13 protein-coding genes are annotated in these 15,277 nt (G+C 65.5%); 6 read left to right on the top strand and 7 right to left on the bottom strand.

The genetic code is table 11. The features are described 5' to 3' along the window. Positions 1-48 precede the first annotated feature (48 nt). From N2K99_RS08490 to N2K99_RS08465, 6 genes are all read right to left on the bottom strand, one after another. On the bottom strand, positions 49-447 hold the full coding sequence (locus tag N2K99_RS08490; RefSeq protein ID WP_227933496.1) for a nuclear transport factor 2 family protein: 399 nt from the start codon (positions 445-447) through the stop codon (positions 49-51). Between the two features lie 91 nt (positions 448-538). Beyond that, on the bottom strand, positions 539-868 hold the full coding sequence (locus N2K99_RS08485; RefSeq protein ID WP_227921694.1) for a metal-sulfur cluster assembly factor: 330 nt from the start codon (positions 866-868) through the stop codon (positions 539-541). 23 nt (positions 869-891) lie between these two features. Next, positions 892-1,662: a Fe-S cluster assembly ATPase SufC gene (gene sufC, locus N2K99_RS08480; protein WP_227921696.1), complete on the bottom strand. Its 771-nt coding sequence runs from the start codon at positions 1,660-1,662 to the stop codon at positions 892-894. A gap of 104 nt (positions 1,663-1,766) precedes the next feature. Continuing rightward, positions 1,767-3,101, bottom strand: a complete 1,335-nt coding sequence (gene sufD / locus N2K99_RS08475) for a Fe-S cluster assembly protein SufD (protein WP_227921698.1) — start codon at positions 3,099-3,101, stop codon at positions 1,767-1,769. Further along, positions 3,101-4,576 carry a Fe-S cluster assembly protein SufB gene (sufB, locus tag N2K99_RS08470; protein ID WP_269436537.1) on the bottom strand — a complete coding sequence of 492 codons (1,476 nt, stop codon included), beginning with the start codon at positions 4,574-4,576 and terminating at the stop codon, positions 3,101-3,103. Before sufB ends, sufD begins: the two co-directional genes overlap by 1 nt. Then, positions 4,576-5,328, bottom strand: a complete 753-nt coding sequence (locus N2K99_RS08465; RefSeq protein ID WP_227921701.1) for a metalloregulator ArsR/SmtB family transcription factor — start codon at positions 5,326-5,328, stop codon at positions 4,576-4,578. The genes sufB and N2K99_RS08465 overlap by 1 nt, the downstream gene beginning before the upstream one ends. A 159-nt stretch (positions 5,329-5,487) precedes the next feature. Between N2K99_RS08465 and N2K99_RS08460 the strand changes: the two genes are divergently transcribed. The 3 genes from N2K99_RS08460 to N2K99_RS08450 are packed head-to-tail and all read left to right on the top strand — an operon-like array spanning position 5,488 to position 8,206. Then, entirely contained in the window at positions 5,488-6,459 is a 972-nt protein-coding gene (locus tag N2K99_RS08460) for an ABC transporter ATP-binding protein (RefSeq protein WP_374200042.1), read from the top strand. After that, positions 6,456-7,199, top strand: a complete 744-nt coding sequence (locus N2K99_RS08455; protein ID WP_227933494.1) for an ABC transporter permease — start codon at positions 6,456-6,458, stop codon at positions 7,197-7,199. The genes N2K99_RS08460 and N2K99_RS08455 overlap by 4 nt, the downstream gene beginning before the upstream one ends. A gap of 5 nt (positions 7,200-7,204) precedes the next feature. Next, complete coding sequence (locus N2K99_RS08450) at positions 7,205-8,206, top strand: heme A synthase (protein WP_227921707.1); 1,002 nt, start codon at positions 7,205-7,207, stop codon at positions 8,204-8,206. A gap of 720 nt (positions 8,207-8,926) precedes the next feature. Here the strand turns inward: N2K99_RS08450 and N2K99_RS08445 are convergent. Next, positions 8,927-9,823, bottom strand: coding sequence for a heme o synthase (locus N2K99_RS08445; protein ID WP_231709393.1), 897 nt, complete (start codon positions 9,821-9,823; stop codon positions 8,927-8,929). A gap of 479 nt (positions 9,824-10,302) precedes the next feature. On the opposite strand from N2K99_RS08445, the gene tkt reads away from it, so the two are divergent. The 3 genes from tkt to N2K99_RS08430 are packed head-to-tail and all read left to right on the top strand — an operon-like array spanning position 10,303 to position 15,270. Then, the gene (gene tkt / locus N2K99_RS08440) at positions 10,303-12,492 is read left to right on the top strand and encodes a transketolase (RefSeq protein ID WP_227921712.1); all 2,190 of its coding nucleotides are present in this window, start codon (positions 10,303-10,305) and stop codon (positions 12,490-12,492) included. Positions 12,493-12,519: 27 nt separating this feature from the next. Next, positions 12,520-13,635, top strand: coding sequence for a transaldolase (tal, locus tag N2K99_RS08435; protein WP_227933493.1), 1,116 nt, complete (start codon positions 12,520-12,522; stop codon positions 13,633-13,635). Positions 13,636-13,641: 6 nt separating this feature from the next. Further along, positions 13,642-15,270 carry a glucose-6-phosphate isomerase gene (locus N2K99_RS08430; RefSeq protein ID WP_227933492.1) on the top strand — a complete coding sequence of 543 codons (1,629 nt, stop codon included), beginning with the start codon at positions 13,642-13,644 and terminating at the stop codon, positions 15,268-15,270. The last annotated feature ends 7 nt before the right edge of the window (positions 15,271-15,277 follow it).

Below are 15,277 nucleotides of genomic sequence, written 5' to 3'. Positions count from 1 at the left end.
CACTCGATCATATGGGCGTAAAGCGGCGGCAGGGACTGCCCCGGCATCCTAGGCAGCCGGCTGCCCGACGTTCACTTCGGTGAAATCGCGGCAAAGCTGCCACCGGCCGTCCTGGAGCCGCCAGGATTCCATCAGCAGGGCACGCCCGGTCACCTCGCCGCCCGAACGGTAGGTCATCTCGTAGAACACCACCGCCTCGTCCCGGCCGCGGGGCGTGACTGTCCGGAAGTCCGCATGCACGGTACTCCCCCGCAGGGCGGCCACGGTGCCGCCAAACCCTGCGCGTGCCGTCGCCGCGTCAAACGGCTCAGCGGCAGCTGCTTCCTGTCCCAGCCAGCCGTGGTAGTCCGGCGACAGGAAGGTTTCGATCGGAGCGCTGTCGCCCGTTGCCATGGCTTCGTTCCAGGCCGCCAGATATTGGTCATGAAAATGGATGCTGTTCCCCATGGCGGACACGCTAGCACGCAGACAGGGCCGCTTCCCCGCATTGGGGAAGCGGCCCTGCCTGTTGCCGGTTCGACTGCTAGCTGCCGAACCTCTAGATGTTGAAGCCGAGGGCCCGCATCTGGTCGCGGCCGTCGTCGGTGATCTTGTCAGGTCCCCACGGCGGCATCCATACCCAGTTCAGGCGCCACTCATCAACGACGCCGTCCAGGGCCTGGGCGGTCTGCTCTTCAAGCACATCGGTCAGCGGGCAGGCCGCCGTCGTCAGCGTCATGTCGATCAGCAGTGCGCCGTCCTCGGCGTACTTCAAGCCGTAGAGCAGGCCAAGGTCAACGACATTCACCCCGAGCTCGGGGTCAATGACGTCCTTGAGGGCCTCTTCGACGTCCTCAAGGGACGTGGAGGCCAGATCGGAGTCGCTCATATTTGCTCCTTCAGCTGTCTTTACTACGCGCCGGCTGCGGCGTTGGCGCCGGTGAAGCGGTCGTAGCCTTCTTCTTCGAGGCGGTCGGCAAGTTCGGGGCCGCCCTGCTCGGCGATGTGGCCGTCGACGAAGACGTGCACATAGTCGGGCTTGATGTAACGAAGGATACGCGTGTAGTGCGTGATGAGCAGCGTGCCCATGCCGCCCTTGGAGTGCTCGCGGTTAACGCCTTCGGAAACAATTTTCAGGGCGTCGACGTCGAGGCCGGAGTCGGTCTCGTCCAGGATGGCGATCTTGGGGTGGAAGAGTTCCATCTGGAGGATCTCGACGCGCTTCTTCTCGCCGCCGGAGAAGCCTTCGTTGACGTTGCGCTGGGCGAAGTCGGCATCGATGCGCAGGTCGGCCATGGCCGCCTTGACGTCCTTGGTCCAGTGGCGCAGGGAGGGGGCTTCGCCGTCGAGCGCGGTCTTGGCGGTGCGCAGGAAGTTGGTCATGGTGACGCCGGGAACCTCTACCGGGTACTGCATGGCCAGGAAGAGACCTGCGCGGGCACGCTCGTCCACGCTCATGGCCAGGACGTCTTCGCCGTCGAGCGTGATGGAGCCGCTGTCCACGCTGTAGCGCGGGTGACCGGCAATGGTGGAGGCCAGGGTGGACTTGCCGGAGCCGTTGGGGCCCATGATGGCGTGCGTCTCACCGGTTTTGATGGTCAGGCTGACACCCTTCAGGATCGGCTTGCGGCCCTGTTCGGTCTCAATGCTGACGTGAAGATCCTTGATCTCAAGAGTAGACATGCGAGTTGGCTTTCTCCTTTGCACCCGCGGGTGCGTTACTAAGCTTTGGGGATGGAAGGCGAGAGGGTCCGGGCACCGGGATTATCCGGCACCCGGACTTGGTCTCAGTAGGCTCCGGAGGCTTCGAGCTCGCGCTCGACGGCGTCGGTGAGACGCTCTTCCAGGGCAGGTACCTTGATCTGCTGGATGATCTCGGTGAGGAAGCCCCGGACCACCAGGCGGCGGGCGGTGTCCTCGGGGATACCGCGTGCCATCAGGTAGAACAGGTGCTCGTCGTCGAACCGGCCGGTGGCGCTGGCGTGGCCGGCACCCTCGATCAGTCCGGTTTCGATCTCCAGGTTCGGTACGGAGTCGGCGCGGCCGCCGTCGGTCAGCAGCAGGTTGCGGTTGACTTCGTACGTGTCGGTACCTTCTGCTTCCTTGCGGATCAGGACGTCGCCAACCCAGACGGTGTGCGCGTCGCGGCCCTGCAGGGCTCCCTTGTACATCACGCGGGACTTGCAGTTCGCCACTGCGTGGTCCACGAACAGGCGCTGCTCCAGGTGCTGGCCGGCGTCGGCGTAGTACAGGCCGAACATCTGCACGTCGCCGCCGGTGGCGGTGAACTTGGAGGACGGGGTGACGCGCACCAGGTCGCCGCCGAGGCTGACGACGACGTGCTTGAACTTCGCGTCGCGGCCGATCTTGGCGTACTGCGCGGAGGCGTGCACGGCGTCGTCGTCCCAGTCCTGAACGGACACGACGGTCAGTTCAGCACCGTCGCCGACGACGATTTCCACGTTCTGGGACAGCACAGCCGAACCCTTGTGGTCCAGGACCACAACGCCCTTGGAGAACTTCTCCGCGGTGATGACGATGTGCTGCGCGGCCGGATCCTTGCTGACACCGTTGATGGTCAGCGTGACGCTGCCGTCAACTACGGTCTCGGCGGGGATGGTTACGGCAGTGGCCTCGCGGAAGTCTTCCCACGCGGCGGCGGCAACCCGGTCTTCGGGGATGCCGGCGGAGCCGATGCGGGAGTCGGTGCGGGCAATGCTCTCGACCCGCACGCCGTCGGGGGCCACGACGGCCAGCTCGGGAGCTGTTCCATCGAGGTCCGCGGTGTGCAGTCCGCGCAGGCGCTTGAGCGGGGTGAACCGCCAGTCTTCTTCGCGGCCGGTCATTCTGCCGAAGTCAGCCCGGTGGAAGGAGGTGGTGCGGCCGGCGCGTGAGCTGTCCGGGATGCCCTCTCCGCCACCGTGGCTGTGGGACTTGCTGCTGTCGCCGCCCAGCGGTGAGGAGTCCTCGTTCAGCGGGGAGAGGTTTTCGCCCTCCTCGGTGAAGCCGTCAATGCGCACACGGTTGGTTTCCCGAGGGGAACCTACCTTCGCCTTGACCTCCTCCACTACATTGCTGACCTTTTCGGTCACGGTTTCGACGACGTCGTTAAGCTTCGACATTAACCGACGGCTCCTTCCATCTGGAGTTCGATGAGGCGGTTGAGTTCAAGGGCGTATTCCATGGGCAGTTCGCGCGCGATCGGCTCGATGAAGCCGCGCACGATCATTGCCATTGCCTCGTCCTCGGGAAGGCCGCGGGACATGAGGTAGAACAGCTGCTCCTCGCTGACGCGGGAGACAGTGGCTTCGTGGCCCATGGTGACGTCATCTTCGCGGATGTCCACGTACGGGTACGTGTCCGAGCGGGAGATGGTGTCCACCAGGAGGGCGTCGCAGCGCACGGTGTTGGCCGAGTGCGTGGCGCCTTCGCGGACCTGGACCAGGCCGCGGTAAGCGGCACGGCCGCCGCCGCGGGCCACGGACTTGGAAATGATGGAGCTCTTGGTGTTGGGCGCAATGTGGACCATCTTGGATCCGGTGTCCTGGTGCTGGCCCTCGCCGGCAAAGGCGATGGACAGGGTCTCACCCTTGGCGTGCTCGCCGACCAGGTAGACAGCCGGGTACTTCATGGTGACCTTGGAGCCGATGTTGCCGTCGATCCATTCCATGGTGGCGCCCTCGTGTGCAATGGCGCGCTTGGTCACCAGGTTGTACACGTTGTTGGACCAGTTCTGGATGGTCGTGTAGCGGACGCGGGCGCCCTTCTTCACGATGATTTCGACGACGGCGGAGTGCAGCGAATCCGACGTGTAGATCGGCGCGGTGCAGCCCTCGATGTAGTGGACGTAGGAATCCTCGTCCGCAATGATCAGGGTGCGCTCGAACTGGCCCATGTTCTCCGTGTTGATACGGAAGTAGGCCTGCAGCGGGATCTCTACGTGGACGCCCTTGGGGACGTACACGAAGGAACCGCCGGACCACACGGCAGTGTTCAGCGAGCCGAACTTGTTGTCACCGACAGGGATGACGGTGCCGAAGTACTCCTGGAACATTTCCGGGTGTTCCTTCAGCGCGGTGTCCGTGTCCAGGAAGATGACGCCCTGGCGTTCCAGGTCCTCGCGGAGCTGGTGGTAGACAACCTCGGACTCGTACTGCGCTGCGACGCCGGAAACCAGGCGGCCGCGCTCAGCTTCGGGGATACCGAGCTTCTCGTACGTGTTGCGGATGTCCTCGGGGAGGTCTTCCCAGGTGTTGGCCTGCTTCTCCGTGGAACGGACGAAGTACTTGATGTTGTCGAAGTCGATGCCGGAGAGGTCTGCACCCCAGGTCGGCATGGGCTTGCGCTCAAAGTACTTCAGGCCCTTCAGGCGAAGGTCCAGCATCCACTGCGGCTCGTTCTTCTTAGCCGAAATGTCGCGGACGACTTCTTCACTCAGGCCGCGGCGGGCCGTAGCACCGGCGACGTCCGAGTCTGCCCATCCGTACTCGTATGTACCGATGCCCTCGAGTTCAGGGTTCTTCTCCAGGATGTCTGAAATCACAGACTCCGGCACCATGGAAGGTGCCGTTGGCTTCTGGGTTACTTGATCCGTCATCACGGCCTTTCTTGCTGATGAATGGATGTGGACTGGTTGGTCTCGGCGTGCAGGGGAACCTGCGGCGCGGATCGGGTCCGACCCACGGGGATGTGGGTCGTACAAACATGGCCGCCGCGGGAGAGCGTGGACAGACGGCGGACGTCCACCTCCAGCAGGCGGGCAAAAACTTCGGTCTCCTTGTCACAGAAGACGGGGTAGGCCGTGGCGAGTCCCTGGATGGGGCAGTGCGCCTGGCACAGCTGGATACTCAGCAGCGTGCTCTTTTTCGCCGCGGCGCCGATCATGGTGGTCGACGCGACGAAACCGTCCTTCGTCAGTTCGGCAGCCAGCGCCTCGGCGCGGTCGGCGAGTTCGGGACCGGCGGCGTCGACGACGGGTCGGTAACGTTCCTCCATCCGGCCGAACCGTTCCGCGGCAAACGCCTCGATTGCCTGGGGTCCAAGGGCTGCACCGAGCTGGCGCAGCGCCTCAGTGGCGATGTCGAGGTAGTCGTTGCCGAGATGGGCCTGTCCCTGCGGGCTCAATACGTACCGCCGGGCCGGCCTTCCTGCACCGGAAGAGGAATTACGGACAAGCTTGACCTGGATCAGGCCCTTCCCCGAGAGGGCGTCAAGGTGGCGGCGCACGGCGGCGGGCGTGAAGCCCAACCGTTCCCCCAGCTCCGCGGCACTGACCGGGCCGTGCTCCAGAACCGCACCCAGCACCTTGTCCCGGGTACGCTCCTCCGCTTCGCGGGCAGCGCTCGGCACGGCCGCCGCCTTAGTCTCAGAGTTGCTCACAGAATACACAACACAAGCATGACCTAATCTGTTCCCCGATTCCACTAAGGCAAGGCTTCCCATCGCCATGGTCCATCGCGCGTGTCCGCCCGTGCCGGCGTCCTGTACTACCTAACGTAGAATATGCAGGTGCCTATCGATGAACCCTGCCTGACCATTAAAGGTCTGATCAAGGACTGCGGCCCGGTTGCTGGTCTCGACGGCAAAATGATCCGTGTGCTGGCCGGCGTCGACTTCACTGCCCGCCGCGGATCCGTCACTGCCCTCCTTGGTGCCAACGGAGCGGGAAAGACCACCACGCTTGAATGCGCCCAGGGACTGCAGTCCATTGACGGCGGGGAAATCCGCCTGCTCGGACAGGATCCTTACCGTGCAGACGCCCGCCTCCGCAGCCGCGTAGGCGTGATGCTCCAGGAAGGCGGACTACCGCCGTCGGCCCGTCCCGTGGCCCTGCTTGAGCATGTGGCCCGCATGTATGAGGCGCCCCGGCCGGTCGCCGAGCTGGTGGACCGCCTGGGCATCCGCAGCTTCGCCAACACCGGAATCCGGCGTCTCTCCGGCGGGCAGAAGCAGCGACTGGCCATGGCCGCGGCGCTGATCGGCCGCCCCGAGGTCCTTTTCCTGGACGAACCCAGCGCCGGACTGGATCCCCAGTCACGCCAGATCGTGTTTGACCTGATCACCGAGCTGCGGGACGAGGGGCTCGGCATCATCCTCACCACCCACCTGATGGACGACGCGCAGAAGCTGGCCGACTACGTCTACATCATCGACGCCGGCAAGACCGTCGCCTCGGGCACCGTAGCCGAGCTCACCTCCGCCACCGGCTCCCCCGGCTCACCCGCCGAGCAGCGGTTGCTGACGTTCGACGCCGAACCCGGGCTCGACGTCGTCGCCCTCTCCTCCGGGCGGCTGCAGCATCTGGAGGTGCAGGAGGCCGCACCCGGACACTACGCCGTCCGGGGGGCGCTGACTCCCCACGACCTGGCCGCACTGGCCTCGTGGTGGGCGGAACGGAACATCCTGCCTTCTTCAGTACATATGGCTTCGCGTACCCTCGAGGACGTTTTCCTCGACCTGTCCGGAAGGACCATCCGTTGAGTGCTCCCGCATCGCTGCCGGCGCGCATCCTGAACCAGGGCCGCTATGAGGCCCTGACGATGCTGCGCAACGGCGAACAGCTGATCCTCGCCGTGGTCCTGCCGCTGCTGGCCATGGTGGCCCTGGTGGTCACTCCCCTGCTGGACGGCTACGGACCCAGCCGGATCAACATGGCTGCCCCGGGCATCTTCGCGCTCTGCGCCATGTCCACCGCTTTTACCGGGCAGGGCATCGCCACCGGCTTTGACCGCCGGTACGGCGTGCTCCGCTACCTGTCCACCACCCCCCTGGGCCGCACCGGCCTGATTGCCGGGAAGGTCATTGCGGTCCTGGCCGTCCTGGTCATCCAGGTGGTTCTGGTCTCCGTAGCGGCGCTGCTGTTCGGCTGGCAGCCGGAGCTGAGCGGGTTGCTGCCGGCCGCCGTGCAGCTGGTGCTCGGCGCGGTGGCCTTCACGGCCCTCGGCCTCCTGGTCGCCGGGACCGTTCGGCCTGAGGCCACCTTGGCCATAACCAACCTCCTGTGGATCCTCCTGGCTGCCGCTGGCGGTATCATCATCCCCGTAGGCAACCTGCCCCAGGTACTGCAGCCGTTTATCGAGGTCCTCCCCTCCGCGGCCCTTGGCGACGCGCTGCGCTCGGCCCTGATCGATTCGCAGTTCAACATTTCCGCCACGCTGATCCTTCTGGCGTGGACAATACTGGGCGGCCTGGGTGCTGTCCGCTGGTTCAAATGGAGTTAGAAACCGTGTCATCAACCTCGGCCGGTGTCCCCTCCCGGCAATCGAACAGCCAGCTGCCGGTGGCCGGACGCCTTATCCGCAACCTTGCCGTGGCCTCGCTGGTGGCCAACATAGTTATCGTGGTGACCGGCGGTGCCGTGCGCCTGACAGCGTCCGGGCTGGGCTGTCCTGAATGGCCGCTGTGCACGGCCGATTCCCTCGTCACGACGCCCGAGATGGGGCTGCACGGCGTCATCGAGTTCGGCAACCGGCTGCTCACTTTCGTGCTTACGGCCATTGCCTTTGCGATGGTCTTCTCCGTGTGGCGCCTGCGGTCCGAACGCCGTGATCTCTGGTGGCTTTCCATTGCACTGCTGGCCGGAGTCCCGGCACAGGCCGTCATCGGCGGGATCACCGTCCTCACGGACCTCAACCCGTGGGTTGTGGGCCTGCACTTCCTTGCCTCCACCATCATGATCACCGTGGCCGTGGTCATGGTGAATCGCTCAAGGCTTTCCGCGATGGATCTCCAGGCGCGCCATGCTCCGCTGGCGGATAAAAGCCTCCGCCCCGTGCTGGGCGCCATCGGCGTCCTGTCCGCCCTGACCGTGGTGCTGGGTGTAGTAGTGACCGGTTCCGGCCCGCACGCCGGCGACCACGGAGCTGCGCGTAACGGCCTGAACCCGGACCTGATCACCCGCATCCACGTGGTTCCCGTCTACCTGCTGGTCTTTGCGCTGGCCGTGGCCCTTTACCTGGTGCTCCGCAGGGCGACCGATGCCCGGGTGCGCCGGGCCGTGATGGTGCTGGCCGTCGTCGTACTGGCTCAGGCCGCCATCGGCTACGTGCAGCACTTCCTGCACCTGCCTATTGCGTTGGTGGCCCTGCACATGTTCGGTGCATGCCTGCTGACGGCCGCAGCGGCCCAGGCCGTCTACATCGGCTTCAACAAGCAGGTTCCCGGCGGGGCCGCCATCGCGGTCCAGCAGGCCCGGCGGGCGCGCAAGACCCGGGCTGTTCGGAAGTAGCGGGCGCCTCTTGTAACGGGCGCATTTGCCGAAGAAAGGGCCGGACTCCTGACGGGGTCCGGCCCTTCTTCTTTTCCCCCGGGGCCTGTGTTCGGGAGGACTGCCTCCCGCACGGTGTCCCACGCCCTGGTGCTTCTGTTGCGGGTGTGACCCCGGCAGTAACAGGAGTCCCAAAGCCTGGGATGCTGTGCACGCAAGGACTGCCTCCCGCACGGTGTCCCACGCCCTGGTGCTTCTGTTGCGGGTGTGACCCCGGCAGCAACAGGAGTCCCAAAGCCTGGGATGCTGTGCACGCAAGGGCTGCCTCCCGCACGGTGTCCCACGCCCTGGTGCTCCTGTTGCGGGTGTGACCCCGGCAGCAACAGGAGTCCCAAAGCCTGGGATGCTGTGCACGGACGGATCCGGACCCGCCCGGCCGGGGGCTACTGCATTCAGAGTGCAGTAGATGCTGTCTGTCCGTTCCGTTACCGGCATTAACTGCACTATGAACAGCTGCGCGGGTGCAGCCGATGAGGCACACGGTGCTGTAACAGGCGCGGAGGACGTTCCGGGGTAGGCGGCTTTAATACTCCCGGCGAGCTCTGCGAGCCGGGAGTTTCGTAGCCGCCGTTCCGGAACGCCCGGAGCACAGAACACGGAGCACGGAGCACGGAACACGGAACCCCAGACACAACAATGGCCGGACCCCCGAAGGGATCCGGCCACAGTAAAGCGGAAAGGCTAGACCAGCGCGCCGCCCACGAACGGATCCACGGCCAAAGCCAGGAAGAGGATCGTGAGGTAGCTGATGGACAGGTGGAAGACCTTCATGGCGGACTTGTCATTGAGCTCTTCGCGCTGGGCCCGGGAATGCAGCTTGTGGGCCTCGGCCACGAACCAGCCGCCGGAGAGCAGGGCGGCGATGGTGTAGACCCAGCCGGCACCGCCAACGGGAACGAGCAGCAGCGAGCAGGCCACGGTGGCGTAGGCGTACAGGACCACCTGGACGGAGACGAGCTTGGCGCCGGCAACTGCGCCGAGCATCGGCACGCTGGCGTTGCGGTAGTCCTCGCCGTACTTCATGGACAGCGGCCAGTAGTGCGGCGGCGTCCACAGGAAGATGATCATGAACAGGATGATGGCCGGCCATTCCACCTTGTCGGTGACGGCGGCCCACGCGATGAGTACGGGCATGCAGCCCGCGGCGCCGCCCCAGACAATGTTCTGGGTGGTGCGGCGCTTGAGGATCAGCGTGTAGAAGACCACGTACAGGAGGATGGCTCCGAGGCCCAGCAGGCCGGTGAGCGGGTTGGCCCCGAACCAGAGCAGGGCAATGGCGATAACACCCAGCACCCACGCAAAGACCATGGCCTCCCGCGGGGACACCTCGCCGGTGACCAGCGGACGGTTCTTGGTCCGCTTCATCAGCTTGTCCATGTCGCGGTCGATATAGCAGTTGAAGGCACCGGCGCTTCCTGCTGCCAGTGCGCCGCCGATCATGGTGACCAGGATCAGGCCCAGGGACGGAAGTCCCTGTTCGGCGAAGATCATGGTGGGGAGCGTGGTCACGAGCAGGAGTTCGATGACGCGCGGTTTGGTGAGCGCCACGTATGCCCGGACCTTGCGGCCCGCCGTCATCTTCCCCGTGTGGACCGGAGACTCGGCATGCTGGGTAGTCACGAAGCGATCACTTTATCCAATCTGGAACGAAAAATCCGTCCTAATCATAACCTCTATCGGCTGTAGAAATCGAAGTATGGAATACGCATGCGCCCGCACACCTGCAGGAAACGGAACAGCCGCGGCCCGAAGGCCGGGATCATGCCGCGGGGGCGGGCAGGAAGCAGCCTTAGACGATAAGGTTGGAACGGACCTTTCCCGCGGCTAATTACGCTGCGGCACGGGAAAAGCAACAAACAGTATTAAGCAGTATCCGCGGCGTCGGCTGCGGAACGCGGAACAAGTTATGCCGTGAACGCGGTATCGATTTGCGTCTGCCGTTGGTTGTAGTGGTAAAGGAACCGGACGCACCCCGTTCACGGGGGGCTTCCGGGCATCTCCGGCGCTGTACGGCGCCGGTTGTCTGTAGAGAGAGGGGCCCGGTAAACGTGCCACATATGGAAGAGCAAGAACTGATCTGGACCGAGACAGACCGCAAGGCAGTGGACACCGTCCGCGTCCTGGCTGCCGACGCCGTGGAGAAGGTCGGCAACGGCCACCCCGGTACGGCCATGAGCCTGGCTCCGGCCGCCTACCTTCTGTTCCAGAAGGTCATGCGCCACGACCCGTCCGATCCGCAGTGGATTGGCCGCGACCGCTTCGTCCTCTCCCCCGGGCACACCTCCCTCACGCTCTACATCGAGCTCTTCCTTTCCGGCTACGGCCTGGAACTCGAGGACCTGCAGTCCCTGCGCACCTGGGGTTCCAAGACCCCCGGCCACCCCGAATACCGCCACACCGACGGCGTCGAAATCACCACCGGCCCGCTGGGCCAGGGCCTGGCGTCCTCGGTTGGCTTCGCGTTCGCCCAGCGCCGCCTGCGCGGCCTGCTCGACGCCGACGCTGCCGAAGGCACCAGCCCGTTCGACCACACGATCTGGGTCATTGCGTCCGACGGCGACCTGCAGGAAGGCGTTACGGCCGAGGCCTCCTCGCTGGCGGGGCACCAGGAACTGGGCAACCTCGTGGTCCTGTACGACGAGAACCACATCTCCATCGAAGATGACACCGACATTGCCTTCACCGAAGACGTGCTCAAGCGCTACGAAGCCTACGGCTGGCACACCCAGCGGGTGGACTGGACCAAGACGGGCGAATACGTCGAGGACGTTCACGAGCTCTACAACGCCCTGATGGCAGCCAAGGCCGAAACGAGCCGGCCGTCCATCATCTCCCTGCGTACCATCATCGGCTGGCCTGCACCGAACAAGCAGAACACCGGCAAGATCCACGGTTCCGCCCTGGGCACCGACGAAGTGGCCGCGCTGAAGGAAACCCTGGGCTTCGACCCGGCCAAGAACTTCGACGTCGACCCCGAGGTCCTCGAGCACGCCCGCCAGGCAGTAGCCCGCGGCGCCGAGGCACACGAGAAGTGGAACGAAGGTTTCAAGGCCTGGGAGGAAGCAAACGCCGAAGGCTCCGCACTGCTGGCCCGCCTGGAAAAGGGCGAGCTGCCGGAGGGCTGGGAGGCATCGCTGCCCGTCTTCGAAGCCGGCAAGGACATGTCCACCCGTGCGGCTTCGGGCAAGGTCCTCTCCGCCATCGGCCCGGCACTGCCGGAACTGTGGGGCGGCTCCGCCGACCTCGCCGAGTCCAACAACACGACCATTGAAGGCTCCCCCTCCTTCATCCCCGCGGGAAAGCAGACCAACGCCTGGTCCGGCAACCCGTACGGCCGGGTGCTGCACTTCGGCATCCGCGAGCACGCAGCGGCATCAATCGTCAACGGCATCACGATGCACAGCAACACGCGCGCCTTCTCCGGTACGTTCCTGATCTTCAGCGACTACCAGCGTCCGGCCATCCGCTTGGGCGCGCTGATGGGCGTGCCTGCCATCTACGTCTGGACCCACGACTCCATCGGCCTGGGCGAAGACGGTCCCACCCACCAGCCGGTGGAGCAGCTCGCTTCCCTGCGCGCGATCCCGGGGCTCGACGTCGTCCGCCCGGGCGACGCCAACGAGGTGGCCGTCGCTTGGCGGACCATCCTGGAGAACACCGAGAACCCGGCCGGCATCGTGCTGACGCGCCAGAACATCCCCACCTATGCCCGGGGCGCCGGCGCGGCCACCGCCACCGAGTTCGGCTCCGCCGAAGGTGCCGCCCGCGGCGGGTACGTGCTTGCCGAAGCCGTCCGCGACGGCAGCGTCGTGACGCCGGACGTCATCCTGGTCGGCACCGGTTCCGAGGTCCAGCTGGCTGTTGAAGCCCGCGAAGCACTCGCTGCCGAAGGCGTAGCCGCCCGCGTGGTCTCGATGCCGAGCATCGAGTGGTTCAACAAGCAGGACAAGGAATACCGCGAGTCGGTACTGCCCAAGGACATCCGTGCCCGGGTTTCCGTCGAGGCGGGAATTGCCCTCGGCTGGCGTGAAATCGTCGGCGACGCGGGCCGCAGCGTCTCCCTGGAGCACTTCGGTGCCTCCGCCGACTACAAGACGCTGTTCCGCGAATTCGGCATCACTGCCGACGCCGTGGCCCAGGCTGCCCGTGATTCCCTCGCCGCTGTCGGCGGCAACGGATCCGCTCCCGACGGCACAACCGGTGCCGCTTCCGGAGCACAGTCCACCGAGACCGGCGACCAGCAGTAATCCCCTTACTTAAAGGAGCATCAAACAATGACTTCCACTCCCACCGCCCGGCTTTCCGAAGCCGGAGTCTCCATCTGGCTCGACGATCTCTCCCGCGAACGGATTGTTTCCGGTTCCCTGAAGAAGCTCATCGATGAGCGCAACGTGGTCGGCGTGACCACGAACCCGAGCATCTTCGCAGCCGCACTGGCGAACGGCGAGTCCTACGCCGCCCAGGTGCAGCAGCTCTCGCGTTCGGGTGCCGACGTCGACAAGTCCGTCTTCGAAATCACCACCGACGACGTCATCCAGGCCTGCGACGTCTTTGCACCGGTCTACGAAGCAACCAACGGCGTCGACGGCCGCGTCTCCATCGAGGTGGATCCGCGCCTGTCGCGTGACACCCAGGGCACCATCAACGAGGCGAAGGAACTCTTCGACAAGGTTGGCCGAGCCAACGTCCTGATCAAGATTCCCGCCACCCAGGAAGGCCTGCCGGCCATCACCGCCACGCTGGCCGCGGGCATCAGCGTCAATGTGACCCTGATCTTCTCCCTCGAGCGCTACCGCGAGGTCATCAACGCGTACATGCTCGGCATTGAGCAGGCGAAGGAAAACGGACACGATCTCTCCACCATCCACTCGGTGGCGTCCTTCTTCGTCTCCCGCGTCGACGCTGAAATCGACAAGCGCCTGGACGGCATCGGCTCCGACGAGGCCAAGGGCTTGAAGGGCAAGGCCGGCCTGGCCAACGCCCGCCTGGCCTACCAGGTCTTCGAAGAGCAGTTCGCCAGCGAACGCTGGCAGGTGCTGGCCGCGGCCGGTGCCAACGCCCAGCGCCCGCTCTGGGCCTCCACCGGCGTGAAGGATCCGGCCCTGCCGGACACCCTGTACGTCACCGGCCTCGTGGCACCGAACTCGGTTAACACCATGCCGGAAAAGACGCTGGAAGCCACTGCGGACCACGGCGAAGTCACCGGTGACACCATCACCGGCACGTACGCGGAGTCCAATGCAGTCCTCGACCAGCTGGACGGCCTTGGCATCTCCTACAACGACGTTGTGGAGCAGCTGGAGACCGAAGGCCTGGATAAGTTCGTGGTCAGCTGGGGCGAACTCCTCCAGACCGTTCAGACCGCACTGGATACCGCGAAAGAGGCATAGGAAAAAATGACCACACTGTCCTTTGAAGCAGCCGGGGCGGCCAGCGTTGCCGTCGACGCCAAGGTGCCCGAACTCGTGGGGGATGAAGTCGCCTCCCGCCTCGTGGCCCAGGATCCCACCCTCTGGGGACCAGATGCCGAAGCCGAGGCGTCCATCCGCCTCGGCTGGCTCAACCCCGGGGAAAGCTCCCGGCCGCTCGTGGGACAGATCGCGGCGCTGAGGGAAGAGCTCGCCGCCGAGTCAGTGACCCGCGTGGTCCTGGCCGGCATGGGCGGCTCTTCCCTGGCGCCCGAGGTCATTACCCGCACTGCGGGCGTGGACCTGACAGTCCTGGATTCCACCGACCCGGACGTGGTTGCGGCCGCCCTCGGCGACCGGCTGTCCGAGACCGTCATTGTCGTGAGCTCGAAATCGGGTTCCACGGTGGAGACGGATTCGCAGCGCCGGGTGTTCGAACAGGCCTTCACCGACGCCGGTATCGACGCCAAGTCCCGCATCGTCGTCGTCACCGACCCGGGGTCGCCGCTGGACGCAGCGGCCCGCGAGGCCGGCTACCGCGCCGTGTTCAACGCCGACCCCAACGTCGGCGGGCGCTACTCCGCCCTTACGGCGTTTGGGCTGGTGCCTTCGGGCCTGGCCGGCGCGGACATTGAAACCCTGCTGGACGACGCCGAGATGACAGCCGAAATCCTCCGGGACGACGCGCCGGACAACATCGGCCTGGAACTTGGAGCGGCCCTCGGCGGAACCGGCCCGCTGCGCAACAAGATCGTGATTGTGGACGAAGGCTCCGGACTGGCAGGCTTCCCCGACTGGGCAGAGCAGCTGATCGCGGAATCCACCGGCAAGCTCGGCACGGGCCTGCTGCCCGTCGCCGTCGAACCCGGCGCCCCGGAGATGGTTTCCGGTGCCGGCGACGTACTCACCGTCCGGATTGTCCCCGTCGATTCCGACGTCCTCCCTGAAGGGGACCAGATAGTGGTTTCCGGCAGCCTGGGCAGTTCCATGATGCTCTGGGAATTCGCGACGGCGGTGGCCGGACGCCTGTTGAACATCAATCCGTTTGACCAGCCGGACGTCGAAGCTGCGAAGAAGGCGGCACGCGGACTGCTTGACGCTACCCCGGAGCCCACGGAACCGTCCTTCATTGACGGGTCCGTCGAGGTACGCGGGCCGGCTGATCTCCTTGGCACGGCGCACACCCTGAGGGGCGCGCTGGCGGCCCTGCTCCGGCACCTCGGCACGGACGGCTACCTCAGCGTCCAGGCCTACCTCGACCGTTTCCGGCAGGCAGACCTGGAGCAGATCCGTCCGGAGCTTGCTGCAGCCACCGGCCGTCCCGTGACCTTCGGCTGGGGTCCGCGCTTCCTGCACTCCACCGGCCAGTTCCACAAGGGCGGCCCGGCGCAGGGAGTCTACCTGCAGATCACAGGTAAGCCCGCACAGGACATCGGCATCCCGGACCGGCCCTTCTCCTTCGGCGAACTCATCAGCGCGCAGGCCGCCGGTGACGCGCAGGTCCTCGCGGACCAGGGCCGCCCCGTACTGCGGCTGCACCTGCTGAACCGCGACGAAGGGGTCCGCGAAATCGAAAACGTCGTGCGGGCCCTGGCCGCCGAAGCGAGCAGCAAGTAAATGCCCG

It is taken from the genome of Arthrobacter sp. zg-Y1110 (assembly GCF_025244865.1).
GTDB lineage: Bacteria > Actinomycetota > Actinomycetes > Actinomycetales > Micrococcaceae > Arthrobacter_B.
This window is presented reverse-complemented; position numbering and strand designations above follow the sequence as displayed.